At 59.1% G+C, this 19,238-nt stretch carries 21 protein-coding genes; 2 read left to right on the forward strand and 19 right to left on the reverse strand.

Going from position 1 to position 19,238, the window contains the following annotated elements:
• Positions 1 to 34: 34 nt before the first annotated feature.
• The 9 genes from R1A29_RS20130 to R1A29_RS20170 form a co-directional block, all read right to left on the reverse strand.
• Entirely contained in the window at positions 35 to 640 is a 606-nt protein-coding gene (locus tag R1A29_RS20130) for an START domain-containing protein (protein ID WP_085710898.1), read from the reverse strand.
• A gap of 41 nt (positions 641 to 681) precedes the next feature.
• Positions 682 to 936, reverse strand: a complete 255-nt coding sequence (locus R1A29_RS20135; protein WP_085710899.1) for a YkgJ family cysteine cluster protein — start codon at positions 934 to 936, stop codon at positions 682 to 684.
• Positions 937 to 1,102: 166 nt separating this feature from the next.
• Positions 1,103 to 1,582: a translation initiation factor 2 gene (locus tag R1A29_RS20140; protein ID WP_438299369.1), complete on the reverse strand. Its 480-nt coding sequence runs from the start codon at positions 1,580 to 1,582 to the stop codon at positions 1,103 to 1,105.
• A 78-nt stretch (positions 1,583 to 1,660) separates the two neighbouring features.
• The gene (locus tag R1A29_RS20145) at positions 1,661 to 3,100 is read right to left on the reverse strand and encodes a PLP-dependent aminotransferase family protein (RefSeq protein WP_003226969.1); all 1,440 of its coding nucleotides are present in this window, start codon (positions 3,098 to 3,100) and stop codon (positions 1,661 to 1,663) included.
• A gap of 200 nt (positions 3,101 to 3,300) precedes the next feature.
• Complete coding sequence (locus R1A29_RS20150; protein WP_438299370.1) at positions 3,301 to 4,113, reverse strand: OmpA family protein; 813 nt, start codon at positions 4,111 to 4,113, stop codon at positions 3,301 to 3,303.
• The gene (locus R1A29_RS20155; protein WP_438299371.1) at positions 4,110 to 4,466 is read right to left on the reverse strand and encodes a DUF4398 domain-containing protein; all 357 of its coding nucleotides are present in this window, start codon (positions 4,464 to 4,466) and stop codon (positions 4,110 to 4,112) included. Before R1A29_RS20155 ends, R1A29_RS20150 begins: the two co-directional genes overlap by 4 nt.
• 9 nt (positions 4,467 to 4,475) lie before the next feature.
• On the reverse strand, positions 4,476 to 5,312 hold the full coding sequence (locus R1A29_RS20160) for a substrate-binding periplasmic protein (protein ID WP_438299372.1): 837 nt from the start codon (positions 5,310 to 5,312) through the stop codon (positions 4,476 to 4,478).
• Positions 5,313 to 5,392: 80 nt separating this feature from the next.
• Entirely contained in the window at positions 5,393 to 6,322 is a 930-nt protein-coding gene (locus R1A29_RS20165) for an electron transfer flavoprotein subunit alpha/FixB family protein (RefSeq protein ID WP_075118734.1), read from the reverse strand.
• A 2-nt stretch (positions 6,323 to 6,324) separates the two neighbouring features.
• The gene (locus tag R1A29_RS20170; protein WP_007950859.1) at positions 6,325 to 7,074 is read right to left on the reverse strand and encodes an electron transfer flavoprotein subunit beta/FixA family protein; all 750 of its coding nucleotides are present in this window, start codon (positions 7,072 to 7,074) and stop codon (positions 6,325 to 6,327) included.
• A gap of 525 nt (positions 7,075 to 7,599) precedes the next feature.
• Between R1A29_RS20170 and R1A29_RS20175 the strand changes: the two genes are divergently transcribed.
• On the forward strand, positions 7,600 to 9,264 hold the full coding sequence (locus R1A29_RS20175) for an electron transfer flavoprotein-ubiquinone oxidoreductase (RefSeq protein ID WP_438299373.1): 1,665 nt from the start codon (positions 7,600 to 7,602) through the stop codon (positions 9,262 to 9,264).
• 66 nt (positions 9,265 to 9,330) lie between these two features.
• Here the strand turns inward: R1A29_RS20175 and R1A29_RS20180 are convergent, their stop codons facing one another.
• A complete protein-coding gene (locus R1A29_RS20180; protein WP_007950856.1) occupies positions 9,331 to 10,221 on the reverse strand; it encodes an AraC family transcriptional regulator in 891 nt (296 codons plus the stop codon).
• Positions 10,222 to 10,412: 191 nt separating this feature from the next.
• Here R1A29_RS20180 and R1A29_RS20185 point away from each other — a divergent pair, with 191 nt between their 5' ends.
• A complete protein-coding gene (locus R1A29_RS20185; protein WP_114884703.1) occupies positions 10,413 to 11,465 on the forward strand; it encodes an NAD(P)-dependent alcohol dehydrogenase in 1,053 nt (350 codons plus the stop codon).
• Here the strand turns inward: R1A29_RS20185 and R1A29_RS20190 are convergent.
• The 9 genes from R1A29_RS20190 to R1A29_RS20230 all read right to left on the reverse strand — a co-directional run bounded on the left by R1A29_RS20190 (position 11,462) and on the right by R1A29_RS20230 (position 19,118).
• Entirely contained in the window at positions 11,462 to 12,265 is an 804-nt protein-coding gene (locus R1A29_RS20190) for an IclR family transcriptional regulator (protein WP_438299374.1), read from the reverse strand. The genes R1A29_RS20185 and R1A29_RS20190 overlap by 4 nt on opposite strands.
• Positions 12,266 to 12,325: 60 nt before the next feature.
• Positions 12,326 to 13,636, reverse strand: a complete 1,311-nt coding sequence (locus tag R1A29_RS20195) for an MFS transporter (RefSeq protein ID WP_438299375.1) — start codon at positions 13,634 to 13,636, stop codon at positions 12,326 to 12,328.
• Between the two features lie 97 nt (positions 13,637 to 13,733).
• Positions 13,734 to 14,882 carry a galactonate dehydratase gene (gene dgoD, locus R1A29_RS20200; protein ID WP_007950849.1) on the reverse strand — a complete coding sequence of 383 codons (1,149 nt, stop codon included), beginning with the start codon at positions 14,880 to 14,882 and terminating at the stop codon, positions 13,734 to 13,736.
• Positions 14,883 to 14,930: 48 nt separating this feature from the next.
• A complete protein-coding gene (locus tag R1A29_RS20205) occupies positions 14,931 to 15,551 on the reverse strand; it encodes a 2-dehydro-3-deoxy-6-phosphogalactonate aldolase (RefSeq protein ID WP_438299376.1) in 621 nt (206 codons plus the stop codon).
• 19 nt (positions 15,552 to 15,570) lie between these two features.
• A complete protein-coding gene (locus R1A29_RS20210; protein WP_438299378.1) occupies positions 15,571 to 16,560 on the reverse strand; it encodes a 2-dehydro-3-deoxygalactonokinase in 990 nt (329 codons plus the stop codon).
• A gap of 170 nt (positions 16,561 to 16,730) precedes the next feature.
• A complete protein-coding gene (locus R1A29_RS20215) occupies positions 16,731 to 17,225 on the reverse strand; it encodes a hypothetical protein (protein ID WP_438299379.1) in 495 nt (164 codons plus the stop codon).
• Positions 17,218 to 17,958, reverse strand: a complete 741-nt coding sequence (locus R1A29_RS20220) for an alpha/beta fold hydrolase (protein ID WP_265813587.1) — start codon at positions 17,956 to 17,958, stop codon at positions 17,218 to 17,220. The genes R1A29_RS20215 and R1A29_RS20220 overlap by 8 nt, the downstream gene beginning before the upstream one ends.
• Positions 17,959 to 17,964: 6 nt before the next feature.
• Entirely contained in the window at positions 17,965 to 18,459 is a 495-nt protein-coding gene (locus tag R1A29_RS20225; RefSeq protein ID WP_438299380.1) for a PAAR domain-containing protein, read from the reverse strand.
• A complete protein-coding gene (locus tag R1A29_RS20230; RefSeq protein WP_438299381.1) occupies positions 18,456 to 19,118 on the reverse strand; it encodes a hypothetical protein in 663 nt (220 codons plus the stop codon). The genes R1A29_RS20225 and R1A29_RS20230 overlap by 4 nt, the downstream gene beginning before the upstream one ends.
• Between the last annotated feature and the right edge of the window lie 120 nt (positions 19,119 to 19,238).

A 19,238-nucleotide genomic window follows, 5' to 3' on the forward strand; every position in this document is an offset into this window, starting at 1 on the left:
GAGTTCATCGGGGCGTTTGCAGAGCAGGCGATACTTACTTCTCGGCGCGTTCTTTCAGGGCTTTCAGGGTATTGAACGGTGCGTCGACCACGAACTTGTTGGCAATCATCGACGGCACGCTGCCACCCGGCTCGGTGTGGACCTGATAGGTCACTTCGACCTGATCGCCTTTTGGCACGAATTTCCAGAAGCCTTTGACCTGAGCGACACGCACGAAGCCTTTTTCTTCCGGCAGGTACTTCGGCACGCCTTCCAGATTGCGGGTCAGGCTGCCATCGGCGCCTTCAACGGTAGTGACGTGCAGGATCGAGTCGCGCGGGGTTACCGGCCATGGCGTGTTGAACTGGGTGTAGGTCCAGCTCTGGTCGCCTTCGTGCTTGAGCAGTTTCTGGGTCTTGCACTCGTGAATCCAGGCACAGGCACCGGAGACGTCTTCCTGCAGTGCGCGCAGTTTGGCGACGGTGGTCTTCATCAAGGTCACGCCCTGATACGACTTGTAGTCCGAACCCGGCACTTCGCTCAGGGAGACCTTGATGCCGTCTTCGTTCTTGGCCACTTTCCAGTCTTCAGCCTGGGCAGCCGAAGTGGCCAGCACGGCAGTCAAACCACACAACACAGCGATACGATGCAGCGAACCCATAGTCTTATTCCTTATTGTTGAAGTTCCGTACGTTTGACACATCACGCCGCCGTCATCTGCTCCCACCAGCCGAGCAGTCTGATCGCCTCTTCCTGACTGCTTCCGCAGACTTCGACATCGGCGCTGAACCCTGAACAGACGGCTGGACGTTCCGGCCGGCCGAAAATGCTGCACAGGTTTTCGACCGAGAGCTGAACGCAACGTTCGCCGGCAGGTTTGCCATCGGGCATGCCTGGAATCGGCGAGCTGATGGAGGGGGCAATGCAACAGGCGCCACAGCCTTCACGGCATTTCATGACGACGAGTTCCTCGCGACGGGCAATGTGTTAAAGGGACGCGGAACAGGGTAACCGCTAAAACGGCTGTTTTAAATTCCCTGGACCGGGGTTTTTACGCAGAAACGAAAGTGACTGACCAGTCTCCGACAAAGCGTCTGGTCTGCGGGTCACGGATCGATTCAATTTACTGCTTGAATTCGAAATCCAGCGCCGCGCCTTCGACTTCACGACGTTCTTCGTTACGCAGCTGCAACTGCATTTCGTTGCTCAGCAGGCGGCCGTTGAGCTGGAAGCCACTGTCTTTCTCCCCGAACATCTGCGGCAGGATCGCTTCGCGCTTGGGCAGCGGAACGCTTCCAACCGGTTTCAACTGCTGAACCATGTCTTTGGGCAGACTCAAGTCGAGTTTGGCCGGGGGTAGCGGCGTCTTCGCCACTTCACGGGCCGATTTCGACTTTGAGGCGATCGGCGCACGTTTCTTTGCCGGGGCGGCTTTCTTCTGCTGCTTGTTCTTTGCAGGTACGGCTTTCTTGCTGGCCACCGGTTTTTTCACGGTGGAGGCTGCTGTCGGTTTTTCCGAAACGGCAGCGGCCATGACAGCTGGCGTGTGACCGATCATCAACAGACAAAGCAAAACCCAGGCAGCAGGAAAAATCGCTTTCATGGAACCTACAACGCTAACGGCAGAGGGCCATATGCTCGCCTGTTGAACGCCACATGACAAGCGCGCGACACAGTCTATTCAGAAACCGCCAGCCGTTTCCTGACACAGTTGAGTCGCCAGCAAACCCAAAGTCATCAACGCCCGTTCCGCCTCGCGATTCCACGGCGTGCCGCAATTCAGGCGGATACAGTGGTTGAACTGCTCGGTATTACTGAAGATCAACCCGGGCGCGATGCTGATGCCCTGCTGTAATGCGCGGACATGCAATTCCTGGGTGTTGACCCGCCCTGGCAGGCTCACCCAGAGAATGAAACCGCCCGTAGGCCGGGTCATTTGCGTGCCTTCAGGGAAGTACTGCTGCACCGCCAGCTGGAATGCGCTGAGGTTTTTTCGGTATTCCTGGCGGATGTACCGTAAATGCCGGTCATAACCGCCATTTTCCAGATAGGCGGCGATCGCCATTTGCGTGACGCTGCAAGCCGAATGCGTGGTGAAGGTCTGTAGACGCTGGATTTCCTGCTGATACTTGCCGGCAATCATCCAGCCCACACGCACACCCGGTGACAGGGTCTTGGAGAAACTCGAACAGTAAATCACCCGATCCAGCCGGTCGTAGGCCTTGAGGGCCTTTGTGCGACCTTGCTCGAACATCAGTTCGCCATAGATGTCGTCTTCGACGATCTGGATATCGAAGTCCGAGGCCAGGCGCAGCAATTGTTTTTGCCGCTCTTCGGGCATGGTGCCGCCCAGCGGATTGCTCAGCCGTGTCGTCAGCACCAGGGCTTTGATCGACCATTGGTTGGCCGCCAGTTGCAGGGCTTCGAGACTCATGCCGGTGGCCGGGTCGCTGGGGATTTCGATAACTTTCAGGCCCAGCAGGTCGGCCAGTTGCAGCAGTCCGTAATAGGTTGGCGATTCGGCGGCGATCAGATCGCCCGGACGCGTCAGTACGCGCAACGACATCTGCAAGGCATCGACACAGCCATGGGTGATCACCACTTCCGAAGGATCGACCACCACACCGGCGTCGCGCATGCGGATCGCCACTTGTCGGCGCAACGGTTCGAAACCCGGACTGAACATGTAGCTGAAGGCCCGCGGGCTATGGAATCGGGTGACCTTGGCCAATTGCTGATGCAACGCGCGCACCGGCAAGTAATCGACGCTCGGTACGGCTGCACCCAGCGGGAACACGCCTTCGCGACGCGACTCGACCAATACTTGCTGAATGATGCTGGCGCGGGTGACCAGGCCAGGTCGTTCGACCCGGGCAATGTCCGGGGTCGGTGCGGTCAGGGCCGGCGTCTGGTGTACGTAGTAACCGGATTGCGGCCGTGCACGGATCAGCCCCTGATCCTCGAGGTTGGCGTAAGCCTGCAACACCGTGGCATGGCTGACGTTGAGCTGCGAACTCATCTTGCGCACCGAAGGCACGCGCTCGCCCGGTTGATAGACGCCACGGCGGATGTCTTCGGCCAGCTGTTGAGCAATACGTTGGTAGAGCAAAAGATTGGTCATGACGCAGCACTCGATATCACGGGCGTTTTATTTTTGTGTGAACAATACCGGAACAGTTCTGAAGTGTACTGGGACAGTTGCCATATTAGTCAACCATACAGTCCAGTGTCGGATAAATCTGTACTGCTTTGTGAGGTAATCGACAGACGTAAAAAAGCCCGGCGCTGCATGACAGCCCGGGCTTTCCAGTAACGCCACCCTCAGCGGGCGGCGCCGAGCTGGCCTTTTTCGTCGGAGAACACGATTTCCACCCGACGGTTCTGCGCACGCCCGCGCTCGGAAGCGTTGGCGTCCACCGGGTATTCATCGCCGTAGCCTTCGACTTGAATGCGTTTTTCGTCGATGCCCAGGTCGGTCAACACATCAGCTACCGACTGTGCACGGTCACGGGACAGCTCGAGGTTTTCCTGCTTGCCGCCAGTGCTGTCGGTATAGCCCTCGATGCGCACCACGCGCTTCGGATTGAGCTGCAGGAACTGCACGATCTTCAGGACTACGCGATTCGCCGAGTTCTTCAGCTCCGCCTCGCCGGTGTCGAACAGCACGTCACCCAGGGTCATCACCAGGCCACGGTCAGTCTGGGTGGTGGCCAGTGCGACGATCTGTTCCTCCAGCCATTTGCCCTGCTGCTGCACGCTCAACAGTTTGGATTCGCGCAGCGCCAGTTGCAGGCGTTGACGCTCAAGCTCCAGCTTCGCCGCACGCTCTTCGTTGAGCACCAGGTTGGTGTGCTCGCGGGCGATCTGGCTGTAGCGCTGGCTCAAATAGGAGTAATGCGCCACGTCGGAGCCACTGCCCCAATAAGTGGAAAGACGATCGGCACGGGCCAGGGATTCACCAGCACGGATCACGTCTTTCGGCGCGATACGCAGCACATTGGAATCTTCCTTGACCTTCTGGAAGTCAGCGCTGGCTTCCTGCAAGGCGGTTTCGCTGTGTTGACCGGCGCAGCCGTAAAGGCTGGCGCAACCCACGAGGATCAGAGTGCCGAAGGCTTTTGAAGTCAGCTTCATTGGGCATCCCCCAGTTGCTTGCGCAGGCGGACGATGCGGGTGTTGAGCACGTTCAGCTGCTCTTCGCTCTTCTGGGTCAGCACCTTGGCTTCGGCCAGGCGTGCATCCAGCTCGGCCTGTTCGGCACGCATCCGCGCGTTCTTGAAGGACTCACCGACCATGCTGCCCTTGGCCCGGTTGAACTTGTCTTCTGCCAGTTTCATTTCCGGCACTTCGTCGGCGGTGGCGCCGACGGCTTTGGCCTGCTCGAGCGCCTGCTCAGTCAAACGCATTTGTTCATTGGGTGCCGGATCGCTGGCGCAACCGGCCAGGGCCAGAACGGCCAGGGCCGTGAAAAGAACTCGTTTACTCACTAAGAATCCCTACTGTTTTGGGGCGCTGACAGGTTGTTGCGGCGGCTGTTGCTGCTGCGCCTTCCAGCGCTCGATGTTGCGTTGCAGCGCGGCTTCCGTCAGGCCGGACGCGGGCAATTCTGTCATCTTTTTGGCCAGCTGTCCGCGTAACCACGGATCGTTGCAGGCCGAGTTGTGGGAAAGCGCAAGGAACAGACCGGGCCGGTCAATCGGTTGCTCGAAGGCCAGCAGATCATTGGCCATACCCAGTGCCTGCGCGGCCGCCATCCCCGAGTAGCGGCCGGCGAGTACATATTCCACCTCGCCCAGCAGAGGTTTCTGCAGGGCCTGAGTGAGGTTTGCCGTACGGGTCAGGGTCAATTGCTTCTCGGCGAAAGTACTGAATGCCTGGGTCATTCGAGACTTTTCCGACAATCCTCCTTGATGGCCCTGAAGGTCCTTCGCTTCGCTGTAGACCAGGGTCGAGCCCTTGCGGGTCCACACCAGATAGTCGTTTTCCAGCAGCGGCGGATGGATGTAGTCGAGGTTTTCCAGCTCGTTGAAGGCCAGCGGCGCGTCGGCCAGCATGTCCATGCGCCCGCTGCGCACTTCGTCGAGTGCCTGCGCGCGCTTGCCGGCATACAGCAGTTCGACCTTGATGCCCAGATCCTTCGCCACTTGCTGCAACAGGTCGGCACTCGCACCGATCAGTTGCTTTGGATTCTGCGGATCCTGCCAGAGATACGGCGGTGCATCCGGACTGCCGGTGACGACCAGTCGCTCGCATTTGCCCGCCGCCATGGACAAACCCGGCAACAGGCTGGAACACAGCAATAACGAGAAGCCCAACCGGCGATGCAGATCCATGGCGAAACGCTCCCACTCAAATCCGAGACAAAAAAAAGCCCGACCAACAGGCCGGGCTCTTTATAAGTGAAGCCGCCGGATTAGACCAGCTTCTCCAGCTCAGGTACGGCTTCGAACAGATCCGCCACCAGACCGTAATCGGCCACCTGGAAGATCGGCGCTTCTTCGTCCTTGTTGATCGCAACGATCACTTTGGAGTCTTTCATGCCGGCCAGGTGCTGGATCGCGCCGGAGATACCGACAGCGATGTACAGCTGTGGCGCAACGATCTTGCCGGTCTGACCGACCTGCATGTCGTTCGGTACGAAACCTGCGTCGACCGCGGCGCGGGAAGCCCCCACGGCAGCGCCCAGCTTGTCGGCCAGAGCGTACAGGTGTTTGAAGTTGTCACCGTTCTGCATGCCGCGGCCGCCGGAAACGACGATCTTGGCAGCGGTCAGCTCAGGACGATCAGATTTCGCAAGCTCTTCGCTGACGAAGCTGGAGGTGCCGGCGTTGTGAGCAGCGGCAACCGATTCAACGGCAGCCGAACCACCTTCTGCAGCAACCGGGTCGAAACCGGTGGCACGCACGGTGATCACTTTGATTGCAGCGGTCGATTGCACGGTAGCGATGGCGTTACCGGCGTAGATCGGACGCTTGAAGGTGTCAGCGCTTTCTACCGAGATGATCTCGGAGATCTGGTCAACGTCCAGCTGCGCGGCAACGCGCGGCAGGATGTTTTTGCCGTTGGAAGTGGCGGCAGCCAGGATGTGGCTGTAGCCCTTGCCCAGTTCGGCAACCAGTGGAGCAACGTTTTCCGGCAACTGATGCGCGTAGGCAGCATTGTCGGCGTTCAGGACTTTGCTTACACCAGCGATTTTCGCAGCGGCTTCAGCCACTGCGCCAGCACCCTGGCCTGCGACCAGAACGTGGATGTCGCCACCGATTTTGGCAGCGGCAGCAACGGTGTTCAGGGTGGCCGGAGCCAGCACCTTGTTGTCGTGTTCGGCGATTACCAAGATAGTCATGATTAGATTACCTTCGCTTCGTTTTTCAGTTTCTCGACCAGTTCAGCCACCGACTTGACCTTGATGCCCGCGCTGCGTGCAGCCGGCGCTTCGACTTTCAGGGTCTTGTTGGTGGAGGCGGTGGAAACGCCCAAAGCGTCCGGAGTCAGCGTCTCGAGAGGCTTCTTCTTGGCTTTCATGATGTTTGGCAGGGACGCGTAACGCGGCTCGTTCAAACGCAGGTCGGTGGTGACGATCGCTGGCAGTTTCAGGGAAACGGTCTGCGCGCCGCCGTCGATTTCGCGGGTCACGGCAACGCTGTCGCCGGAGACTTCGACTTTCGAGGCGAAAGTGCCCTGACCGTAGCCGCTCAGTGCCGCAAGCATCTGGCCGGTCTGGTTGTTATCGCTGTCGATGGCCTGTTTGCCCAAGATCACCAGCTGAGGCTGTTCCTTGTCGACCACGGCCTTGAGCAGCTTGGCCACGGCCAGGGAAGTCAGGTCTTCAGCGGATTCGACGAGGATGGCGCGGTCGGCACCCAGAGCCAGTGCGGTACGCAGCTGTTCCTGAGCGGTGGACGGGCCGATGGAGACGACGACGATTTCAGTCGCAACGCCTTTTTCTTTCAGGCGTACGGCTTCTTCCACTGCGATTTCGCAGAACGGGTTCATCGACATCTTGACGTTGGCGAGGTCTACGCCGGAATTGTCCGCCTTGACGCGAACCTTGACGTTGTAATCCACAACGCGTTTGACAGCTACAAGAACCTTCATGGATTCCTCGTTACTCTCCGGTGAAAAGAAAGTCGCCTAGGCGAACCTGGCGGTTGATGCTCATCGGGCACAAGGGCACCTCCAAAAACGCCGGCTGAGTCGGATGACCGTTCGTCAGTCGTGACCGACGAGTCATGCCGCTTCGCGGTGTGTAAACTGCGCGCCGAACCTGCACTGCGCATCACCGGATACCGCCTTCGCCCTGTCTTTAGAGGTGCTCTTGAAACCACCATTCAGCCTACGGCGAGCGCAAAACCGCCCGTATCTTGACCGGAACGCCCATTCTGGTCAATACGCCAAAATGCCCTGTCATAAGCCGCGCTTCTTTGATTTCTCTGGGCTGGAGCCGATTCAAACAAACGTTTGTATTGGACGCTAAGAGTGGTGTAGATATAATGCGCCGCCTAGAGAGAAAGGTGGTTTGCCCATTATTAGCCTTGACGTTAACGTAAAGGCAATAACGGATACGACACCGAACCTCCAAATTAGAAAAAAAACTGTTGAGCCTTGAGTAGGAGATAGCCTGTGGAACGCGAATACATGGAATTCGACGTGGTCATCGTCGGTGCCGGCCCCGCTGGCCTGTCCGCCGCCTGCCGTCTGAAGCAGAAGGCCGCCGAAGCCGGTAAGGAAATCAGCGTCTGCGTGGTCGAAAAAGGCTCCGAAGTCGGCGCGCACATCCTGTCCGGTGCCGTATTCGAACCACGGGCCCTGAACGAACTGTTCCCGGACTGGAAGGAACTCGGCGCCCCGCTGAACACCCCCGTCACCCGCGATGACATTTTCGTGCTGAAAAACGCCGAAAGCGCGCAGAAAATTCCTGACTTCTTTGTGCCCAAGACCATGCACAACGAGGGCAACTACATTATCTCCCTCGGCAACCTGTGCCGATGGCTCGCTCAGCAGGCCGAGAACCTGGGTGTGGAAATCTACCCGGGCTTCGCCGCTCAGGAAGCGCTGATCGATGAAAACGGCGTGGTACGCGGGATCATCACCGGCGACCTCGGCGTCGACCGCGAAGGCCATCCGAAAGAAGGCCTGTACACCCCGGGCATGGAACTGCGTGGCAAATACACGCTGTTCGCCGAAGGTTGCCGTGGCCACATCGGCAAGCAACTGATCAAGCGCTACAACCTCGACAGCGATACCGACGCCCAGCACTACGGCATCGGCCTGAAAGAAATCTGGGAGATCGACCCGGCCAAACACCAGCCAGGCCTGGTAGTACACACCGCCGGTTGGCCGATGGACATCATGGGTACCGAGAACACCGGCGGTTCCTTCCTCTATCACCTGGAAAACAACCAGGTTGTAGTCGGCCTGATCGTCGATCTGTCCTACAGCAACACCTACCTGTCGCCGTTCGACGAATTCCAGCGCCTCAAGCACCACCCGGTTCTGAAGCAGTACCTGGAAGGCGGCAAGCGCATCAGCTACGGCGCACGTGCGATCTGCAAAGGCGGCCTGAACTCGCTGCCGAAAATGGTGTTCAAGGGCGGCGCGCTGATCGGTTGCGACCTCGGCACCCTGAACTTCGCCAAGATCAAAGGCAGCCACACCGCGATGAAGTCCGGCATGCTCGCCGCTGAATCCGTGGCTGACGCGCTGTTCGCTGACAAGGACGGCAGCGAAGAGCTGACCACCTACGTCGACGCCTTCAAGAAGAGCTGGCTCTACGAAGAACTGTTCGCCAGCCGCAACTTCGGCCCGGCGATCCACAAGTTCGGCGCCATCGTCGGCGGCGGTTTCAACTGGCTGGACCAGAACATCTTCGGCGGCAAACTGCCGTTCACCCTGCACGACACCAAGCCGGACTACGCTTGCCTCAAGCTTGCGGCCGACTGCAAGAAGATCGACTACCCGAAACCCGACGGCAAAATCAGCTTCGACAAGCTGAGCTCGGTGTTCATCTCCGGTACCAACCATGAAGAAGAACAACCGTGCCACCTGAAACTGACCGACCCGACCATCCCGTTGAGCCGCAACCTGCCGATGTACGACGAACCGGCGCAGCGCTACTGCCCGGCCGGCGTATATGAAGTGATCACCAAGGAAGACGGCGAGAAGCGCTTCCAGATCAACGCCCAGAACTGCGTACACTGCAAGACCTGTGACATCAAGGACCCTTCGCAGAACATTACCTGGGTGACGCCGGAAGGCGCCGGCGGCCCGACCTACCCGAATATGTAAGTCGAACCGCTGAACATCAAGGCTCCCTGTATGGGGGCCTTTTTGTTGCCCGCGATTTGTGCGGGATCAAGCTGCACGCTCATCCCCCGGGCTACGTTCAAAATAACGTTTGTACTCGCGACTGAACTGCGACGTGCTCTGATACCCCACCCGATGCGCCACCTGCGCAACCCCCAATCCCTCGGCGATCAACAGCGTCTGCGCCTTCAACAAACGCAAACGCTTCAGATACTGCACCGGCGACAGCAACGTGCTGCGTTTGAAGTGTTCGTGAAAAGTCGAAACGCTCATGTTCGCGCAGCTTGCCAATGTCTCGACGTTCAACGGTTCGGTGTAGTGCGAATGCAAATGGCTGATCGAAGCCGCCACCCGGGCGAACTGCCCCTGCTGCTCCACCAGCGCCCGCAGCACATCGGCCTGAGGCCCGCGCAACGCCACGAACAACAATTCACGCACCCGTGCCGGCCCGAGAATCTGGCATTCCAGCGGATCGTGCAGGCAGCGCAGCAAGCGCTCGACGCAGCCGCGCATGTCATCGTCGAGCACCACCGAGGTCATCGACTCCGGGGTCTGCGCCGGAATATGCCGCCCCGGCGCCAGCCCCATGGCCAGCACCAGCTCACCGAGCAGCACCCGGTCGATCGCCACCGACACGCCGAGCAACGGCGCATCCGGTAACGCATAGGTTTCGCACTCGAATGGTACCGGCAAGGCCTGGATCAGATAATGCCCGGCGCCGTATTCCATGGTGCGCGGCCCCAGATACGCGAGCTTGCTGCCCTGAGCAATGATCATCAGGCTCGGTTCATAAATGTGCGGACCACGGGCGACGTCGCAACTGGCACGCAACACCTGTACGCCCGGCAGCCCGGTCTGGCTGTAACCATCGCGCAGCGCCAGCGGTTCGATCAGCGAAACCAGGGTGGCGTTGGCATCAAGGTGACGGGTCAATTGCATCGGGTGGCTCTTCAGAAAAAATCACGGAAAAAGGGATAAAAGCATCATCGCAGATCCTTTTGCCAATGCGACCGATCAACCCCGCATGCCGGAGGATTAGGCATGACACCCGGAGGAATCGCCATGGCCGGACGACCGGACGGCGCCCAGAATGCGCCGCCTCACTTGTCACTGCTTTTGCGAGGTTTCACATGTACACCGCCATCGGCTATGCCGCTCAAACGGCCACCACGCCCCTCGCCCCGATGAAGTTCGAACGCCGCAGCCCTCGGGCCGACGACGTCGCCATCGACATCCTGTACTGCGGCGTCTGCCACTCCGACATCCACCAGGCGCGCAACGAATGGGGCATCGCCGTTTACCCGTTGATGCCAGGCCACGAGATCGTCGGAAAAGTCACCGCCGTCGGTGCGAATGTCACCAAACACAAGGTCGGCGATCTGGTCGGCGTCGGCTGCATGGTCGACTCCTGCCGCACCTGCGAAGCCTGCCAGTCGAACCTCGAGCAATATTGCCTCGAAGGCCCGACCATGACCTACGCCACACCCGACCGGGTCGACGGCAGCAACACCATGGGCGGTTATTCGGACAGCATCGTGGTCAGCGAACACTTTGTAGTGCGCATCCCCGAGAAGCTGGATTTGGCAGCTGCTGCGCCGATTCTCTGCGCCGGCATCACCACCTACTCGCCGCTCAAGCATTACGGCGTGAAGGCCGGCGACAAGGTCGGGATTCTCGGCATGGGCGGCCTCGGCCACATGGGCATCAAGTTCGCCAAGGCCATGGGCGCCGAAGTGACGCTGTTCACCCGTTCGGCGAGCAAGGCCGAGGAAGGTCGTCGCCAGGGCGCCGATCACGTGATCGTCTCCACCGACGAAGAGCAGATGAAAGCAGCGGCCGGTCGTTTCGACTTCCTGCTGGACACCATTCCGGTGCAGCACGATCTCAACCCGTACCTCGACACCCTGCGCTTCGACGGCGTGCACATTCTGGTGGGCCTGATCGAACCGATCGACCCGCCGGTCCACGCCGCCAAACTGGTATTGGGGCGCCGGGTGCTGGCCGGCTCGTTGATCGGCGGCGTCGCCGAAACCCAGGAAGTGCTGGATTTCTGCGCTGAACACAACATCAGCTGCGACATCGAAATGCTCGACATCCGCCAGATCAACGAGGCCTATGCCCGCATGATCGCCGGTGATGTGAAGTATCGATTCGTGATCGACATGGCGACCCTGAAGCTCTAAATCTTCAAACCAAGTTCTGCCGAGAGCCGGGCCGTGACCCCTTTGATCAGGGGAATCAGCTCGGCCATTTTCTCCAGCGGCATGTACGGCACGGTGCTGGCGATGCTGATCGCCGCGACGATACGCTTGCTCGCGTCGCGGATCGGCGCCGCCACACAGCGGATCGACGGTTCGTTGTCTTCCAGATCGAACGCGTAGCCGCCGGCCACGTACTCGGTCATCCGCTGCTCCAGCTGCTCCCACGACTGCTGAGGATGCTGTGGCCAGAACTGACTTTTCCCACCCGCCGGCAGGCTGATGTCATACAGACGCTGCCAGTCCTGCGGCGCGTCATCCAGCATCAGCGCCTTGCCGATCCCGGTGCGCGCCAGCGGCATGCGATGGCCGACCCGCGAGCGCATTTCCGGGCCGTTGCGCCCCGGATTCTTCAACAGATAAAGCACTTCGTCGCCTTCACGAATCCCGAGGTGAACGGTGTCGCCGGTCAGTGCCGACAACTCGTCCAGATACGGCCCGGCCAGAGTCACCAGCGGCAACTCTTCGCGCGCCTGAAAACCCAGTTCGATCAGTTTCGGCCCCAGCAGATAACCGACTTGCGGCACGACGCGCAGGTAACGCTCGTCCACCAGACAACTGGCCAGACGATGGGTGGTGCTGCGTGTTGTACCGATCAGGCGGGCAATCTCTTTGAGATCGCGGGCGCCACTGGCGACGGCCTGCACCACACCCAACCCGCGAAGCAGGGTCTGGGTGCCAGTGGGCGCGGCGTCCTTGGCGTTTTTCGGGGCGTCTTCCTGCATATCCAGCCTTTAGCGTTGAGCGAGGGAACGGGCGGCATTATGGTCGCCCGACAGGGACGACTACAACTCGATGCGCTCGACCTTGCCCACCAGCAGCACGTAGGACAAAGCACCAATCAATGCCAGAACCGCGATGTAGGTGATCGCCGGAGCGAACGAATCGCCGCTGGCCAGGAAGCCGATGACAATCGGCGTGGCAATCGCCGACAGGTTGCCGATGAAGTTGAACACCCCGCCCGTCAGTCCAAGCAACCGCGCCGGTGCCAGCGTCGAAACCAGCGACCAGGTGATCGACGCCAGCCCGTTGCCGAAAAACGCCAGGGCCAGGAAGGCAATCACCAGCGGTGTGGATTCAACGAAATTGGCGCCGATGATCGAGGTGGAAATCAACAGCCCGCCAATGATCGGCAACTTGCGCGCAAACCCGACGGTGCAGCCACGGCGAATCAGAAAGTCGGAAAAGAACCCCGAGCACAGCACGCCGATGAACGCGGCGAGAAACGGCAGCGACGCCAGCAGGCCGGACTTGATGAAGTCCATGCCGCGATACTTCACCAGGTAGGTGGGGAACCACGTCAGGAAAAACCACAGCGTCGAGTTGAGGCAGAACTGGCCGAGGTAAATCCCCCACAACTTGCGCTTGCTGAGGACGATGCCGAGATCGGTCCATCTGAATTTCGCCTTCACCTTGGCGGTTTCAGCGGCGATGTCCACCAACCCGCCGCCCTCGCGGATCAAGTCGATTTCGCCTTCGTTGGCGCCTTTGAAATCACGCGGCTCGCGATACACCGCGTACCAGATCGCCGCCCACAAGATGCCCACCGCACCGGTCACGACAAACACCATGTGCCAGCCAAATTCATGTTGCAGCCACGCCAGCACCGGCGTCAGGAACGCCAGCCCGACAAACTGCCCGGAGGTGTAGAAACCGATGGCCGTGGCCCGCTCACGCTCGGGGAACCAGGTTGTCACCACGCGGCTGTTGATCGGATACGCCGGCGCTTCCAGCGCACCGACCGCCATGCGCAGCACGAACAGGGCGATGAAACTGGCGGCGAATCCGAGCATCACCGTGGCCAGCGACCACAACAGCAATGCGACGCTATAAAGGATGCGCGGCGGCACTCGGTCAACCAGCCAGCCGCCGGGGATCTGCATGGCGGCGTAGGTCCAGCCGAACGCCGAGAAGATCAGCCCGACATGCACCGGATCGATGCCCAGTTCGGTGGTGAGTGCCGGGGCGGCAATCGACAGGTTGCTGCGGTCGAGGTAGTTGATGACCACGGTGATGAACAGCAACACCATGATGAAAAACCGCTTGCGGCTGGGCGTGACTAACGTCGCTTGCCCGGTGAGGGTTTGCGGTTGCATGGGGAGAACCTCTTCTTGTGTTTATTGAGGTTGGCCTGAGGCCTTGAGTCGTTCCCGCGTTCGGCACGGGAACGATCAGATGGGCTGAGTCAGCGACTCACCACTCGGCAAAACTGCCATCGGCATGACGCCAGATCGGGTTGCGCCAGCGGTGGCCGACCGCCGCGCGTTCGATCACGTATTCCTCGTTGATCTCGATCCCCAGGCCCGGGCCGTTCGGGATCTTCACGAAGCCTTTGTCGTAATCGAACACCCGTGGATCCTTCACATAATCGAGCAGGTCGTTGCTCTCGTTGTAATGGATGCCCAGGCTCTGCTCCTGGATAAACGCGTTGTAACAAGCGGCGTCCAGTTGCAGACACGCTGCCAGTGCAATCGGCCCCAGCGGGCAGTGCAGCGCCAGCGCCACGTCGTAGGCTTCGGCCATGTTGGCGATCTTGCGGGTCTCAGTGATGCCGCCGGCGTGAGACGCATCCGGCTGGATGATGTCGACGTAACCTTCGCTCAACACCCGTTTAAAGTCCCAGCGCGAAAACAGGCGCTCGCCGAGGGCAATCGGGGTGCTGGTCAGCGGTGCCAGTTCTTTCAGCGCTTCGTAGTTTTCGCTGAGCACCGGCTCTTCGATGAACATCAACTTGTACGGATCAAGTTCCTTCATCAGCACCTTGGCCATGGGTTTATGCACCCGGCCATGGAAGTCGACGCCAATGCCGACATTAGGTCCGACCGCATCACGCACGGCGGCGACGTTGGCCAACGCCAGGTCGACTTTCTCGAATGTATCGAGGAATTGCAGCTCTTCGGTGCCGTTCATTTTCACCGCAGTAAAACCACGGCCCACCGCCTCTTTCGCGGCCCGCGCGGTGTCCGCCGGACGGTCGCCGCCGATCCACGAATACACGCGGATCTTGTCCCGCACCTGACCACCGAGCAGATCACTGACCGACACGCCGAGCGCCTTGCCCTTGATGTCCCACAGCGCCTGATCGATGCCGGCCAGTGCGCTCATATGGATTGCGCCACCCCGGTAGAAACCGCCGCGATAGAGCACGGTCCAGATGTCTTCGATATTGCGTGGGTCTTTGCCGATCAGGTAGTCAGACAATTCCTCGACTGCAGCGGCGACGGTGTGGGCGCGACCCTCGACCACAGGCTCGCCCCAACCGGTCACGCCCTCGTCGGTTTCGACTTTCAGGAAGCACCAGCGCGGCGGAACGATGAAGGTGGTCAGTTTGGTGATTTTCATCTGCTTGTCTCTCTTGTTAGATGCAGCGCACGCAGCGCCGGAAAAGTCTTAGCGAAGGGCTTTCCAGGCCGCCACGTAGGCCTTGGCATTGGCCGCCACTTGCTCAGTCGTCATGCCCGGTTTGAACAGCCCGGAACCGAGGCCGAAGCCTTTGACGCCGGCGTCGATGAACGCCTGCATGTTGTCCGGGGTAATGCCGCCGACCGGCGCCAGGATCGTCCCGACCGGCAGCACCGCCAGCCAGGCTTTCACCACTGCCGGCCCCATTTGTTCGGCCGGGAACAGCTTGAGAATGTCCGCGCCCTCCTCCAGCGCCGCAAAGGCTTCGGTCGGTGTGGCAACGCCCGGCGACAGATACAGCCCCGCCGCTTTCGCCGCCCGCAACACCTTGGCATCGCTGTGGGGCATGACGATCACCTGGCCGCCGGCCTCCTTCACCAACTCCACCTGTTCCGGGGTCAGCACCGTGCCGGCGCCGATCAGGCAATCGGCGGGCAAGGTCTCACGCAGGATGCGAATGCTTTCGTACGGCGCGGGGGAATTGAGCGGTACTTCGATGACGCGAAATCCGGCCGCATACAGGACTTCTCCGACAGCCGCGGCTTCCTGCGGATGCAGGCCGCGCAGGATCGCGATCAGACCGTTTTGCGCCAGTGCTTGCTTGAGCATGTCAGGCCTCCAGTCAGGGTTAACGGGATGAGGAATCGATCAGTCCGGCGGCGAGCGCCAGTTGCCATAGCCCGCGCTCGGTGGCCTGCTCGGCCAGGGTCACCCGGGCGAAACCGCAGGCGTCGAGGGCACGGCTGTAGCGGGCGCACAGCTGCGCGTTGCCGATGAGGATGATCGAAGGAAGATGTGCGCTGTTGCGACGGCGCCGTTGCACGGTGGCCAACGCTGTCAGTTCGTGGCCGATCAGCAGACCGGACAGATAATCCGGTTGCGCGGTGGCGCTGAGTTCACCGGTCAGGCCGAGGCTGCGGGCACTGAACAACGTCGACAGCACGCCGATCTCGCCCTCCGCCGACAACGCCACCTGCACGCCGCGATCAAAGGCCTCGGCGTCGAACGTCGTACTGTGCTGCTGGGTACGGCCGAGAATGCTGTGTTCGCTGAGCACGGCGAACACTTCGCCGGTCATGAAGGTGTCGAAACGGGTGATGCAGCCGCCGGCCACTTCCACCCATTTCGAATGACTGCCCGGCAGGCCGATCAGCAGATCATTGCCCGCCTCGTCCGGCAGATTCTGCAGGACGCCGAGGACCTGGGTTTCCTCGCCGCGCATCACGTTTGGCAACGTCGAGCGCTGAATCACACCCGGCACGATATGCACATCGACACCGCGAAGACTGCGAACGGTTTGCAGGGATTTTCCGAGATCGGCGACGTTGGCCGGCGTATCGCGGTAGGACGCTTCGCGCCAACCCTGAGCGCTGCCGACCATGCCGCAGGCAATCACCGGCAAGTCGGGCTGCGCATCGAGCCAGTCGCCGCAGGCCTCATCGAATGCCAGTTCAAAACCCTCGGCGCATTCACGACCGTTGATAACCCGAGGCGACTTCGGCAACTGCATGATCCCGAACGACAGCGACCGCTGCGCCAGCACCTGCCCGCCCGCCCCGAGTTTGTAAGCACGTAGGGAGGTCGTCCCCCAATCGAGCGCGATCAATTGCGCCAGCATCGCTTCACCTGTTTTGTTATTGGCAGTGAGTGAGCCGGACTATAGACCTCTCAGACGGAAAATCTCAATATGTAATTTTACATCCCATATTTTGGGATAAAGTACTCTGAAAAGACTCGGACAGCGAACTGAGCAGCGAGCACCACCCGTCCGTACCTATCGCATTCCGTTTAAAACTTCTCTACTTCTCTCAACAGATCTGCCGTTGGGACTTTCATATCTTCCGACAAATATATTTTATAAGAGTAGGAATTTATTCTGACCCTACAAACCAGAGACTCTCTGCCCACCAATAAAGGCTTTAACGCCTCACCTTCAATGACTTTTTCACTGGTATCATTTTTTCTTTCTAAAAATAATACATCCGCCCTGAAAACCGGCCCAACACTTGACATTTCAGGCTCGATAAAACCCTCTCCATATATACCCGCGGAGTGAGCTGCCGAAAAATCAAAATCGCTATCAAAAGAACACAACAGCGTTTGGCTTATTTTTGACTTAAAAAGACTGACAACATCAACATCAGACGAGAAACGCACCTGGTAAATACCTCTATCCAAATAACGCTCAACACCGATATATTGTAAACGAGCAATGGGCTTGCCATGATTCATCGCACACGAAGAGCAGAGCAAGAGTGCTACGCATAAAATTATATTACGCACATTTCCGTCCTTTAAAATGAGTGACAACAACCTGCATCAAAGCGTCTCGGGCCGAGATTCCACTTTGCAGAACTGATGTGTAGATAATCCAGGCATCGGCGTGATTCACATCCACTCGTCCGTTCATATTGGGCCCGGTCTTCATATCCCATTGTTCTCCGAAATCGGCTACGAGATCGGAAAAGTTCCAGTCCTTGGCATCGGCCCTGACGTTAACCCAATATTCCGCCTTCGGTCTCGGTTCCTGGCGGTAAATGTTGGATACTCCCCACACTATTTTGCCTTCGCCAACCGGATCAAGCGTAACCAGACATGGAATTCGATAGCCCCTATCGGTCAATACAGCTGACAGGTGAGCACCATTCCACCCTCCCAGGCTATGACCAATGATATAAACAGGCGTAGTTACATCAGCAATTTTATCCAGCACATTCTTTTTCAAGCCCTCATCACTAACAAAATAGTTATATCCAACATGGTAAGCATTATAGTAGTCAGAACAGATACCCTCTGCTTCCATATCTCTGATGAAAACTTTCATAACGTCGGCAACGTTATTGTTAGGCCCGGTTCCGTAGTAGCTTTCTTTATCGCCCGCACCGCCCACAAAAAACAGAACAATTTTTTTAGGTGTGATCGTAGCCTGCTTGACTGTTCCGTCCGTTTTGCAGGTTAAGTCATGGGTCACAACCAGTCTTTGACACCCTTTCAGAGCAGGATTTTCAGCGGTCACTTTTTTCTACTCCACGAATAGTTTGATCGACTCAGGCAAATGCGAACTCACCGTATGGGTGAAGCCCGCTTCATTCGTTACGCCGTGCTCCACACTCCCGTCAGCGCGTTGAATCGCGTAAGGGTGATTTGGCATGGGTTCACCAGTAATTTCGTTGATCACCTGCATCCGATCATTGAAATGCACCGGCATCGGCAACAACCCACTAAACGCCGCCCCTCCCCCGCTCTGTCCAATAATCACCGTCCCCGACCCACCGACCACGACATTGCCGTGTCCGCCGGTGCTGTCGAGCATCGCGGCATTCAGGCCGTTGATGAAGACCGTGGCGGAAACACCGCCGGTAATCGGGCTGCCACACGCCGATTTATCGGTCATGCGCGCAGCAGGGAGTCCGTCGAAGAAAACGTCCGGTGAACCGGAGACGATCGGGTTGTTGCCGTGACCTGGCAGTGGGCAGGCGGTTGGGTCGGTGACGCGTGCAGCGGGTTTACCACTCAATTCAAAGCTCCTTGCTTCAGAGGTTCCGGATGAGGCTGATAGAGGTCGACATCGGTCGCGGCGCAACGCCAGCGGTTGTCGACAGAATCAAACAGCGCGTGACTATGCTCGCGACTGTTCGGGGGTGTGAGGGTTTGCAGTTGTTGCCAAGCTTCATCGGCAAACCAGTTCAACTCGGCAGCTGTGGCGTCGTCGAGCTGATTGAGCCAGGTGTTGTAGCCGGTCAGTCGATGCTGGTCATAGGTCGTTTGCAGCAGTTCGGCCATTTGCGGGCCGAAATCCAGATAGCGTTCGGCCGTCCAGCGCCCGGTTTCCGAATAGACGTACCAGCCCATCGGCGACAGCACGCCTTGGTGGAAAATCGATTGCCCGGCCGGCGCGACAAAACCGCAGCACACGTGCAGGGTCAGCCAGCCTTGATGGGCATCGATGAATTCGCTCGGATCGAACGTTCGCAGCGGTATCACCCGGTAGTCATCGAAACCCGCACTACGCGCCATCAGCTCGGCATCCAGCCGCGAGACAAACGCACGGATGGCTTTGCCGCCCATGCGATTCACCGTGCAAAGGATGTCCACCGGTTGGCGGTTCGGGTTGTCGCTTGAGCCGAGGTTTTTGACCAGACCGTACAGGCGTATCGACGCCCGTAGTCCGCTCATCGCCGGTCACTCGTTGACGCAGCGAAGGCTCCACGGGCGTGGAGAAAGAGTGCCAGAGGCATTGCAGGTGTCGTCCGTGAGCGCGCAAAAATGGCGCGTAGAATGCCGGACCAGAGCGGT

The organism is Pseudomonas sp. NMS19W (genome assembly GCF_051554255.1).
In the GTDB taxonomy this organism is placed as follows: domain Bacteria; phylum Pseudomonadota; class Gammaproteobacteria; order Pseudomonadales; family Pseudomonadaceae; genus Aquipseudomonas; species Aquipseudomonas kribbensis.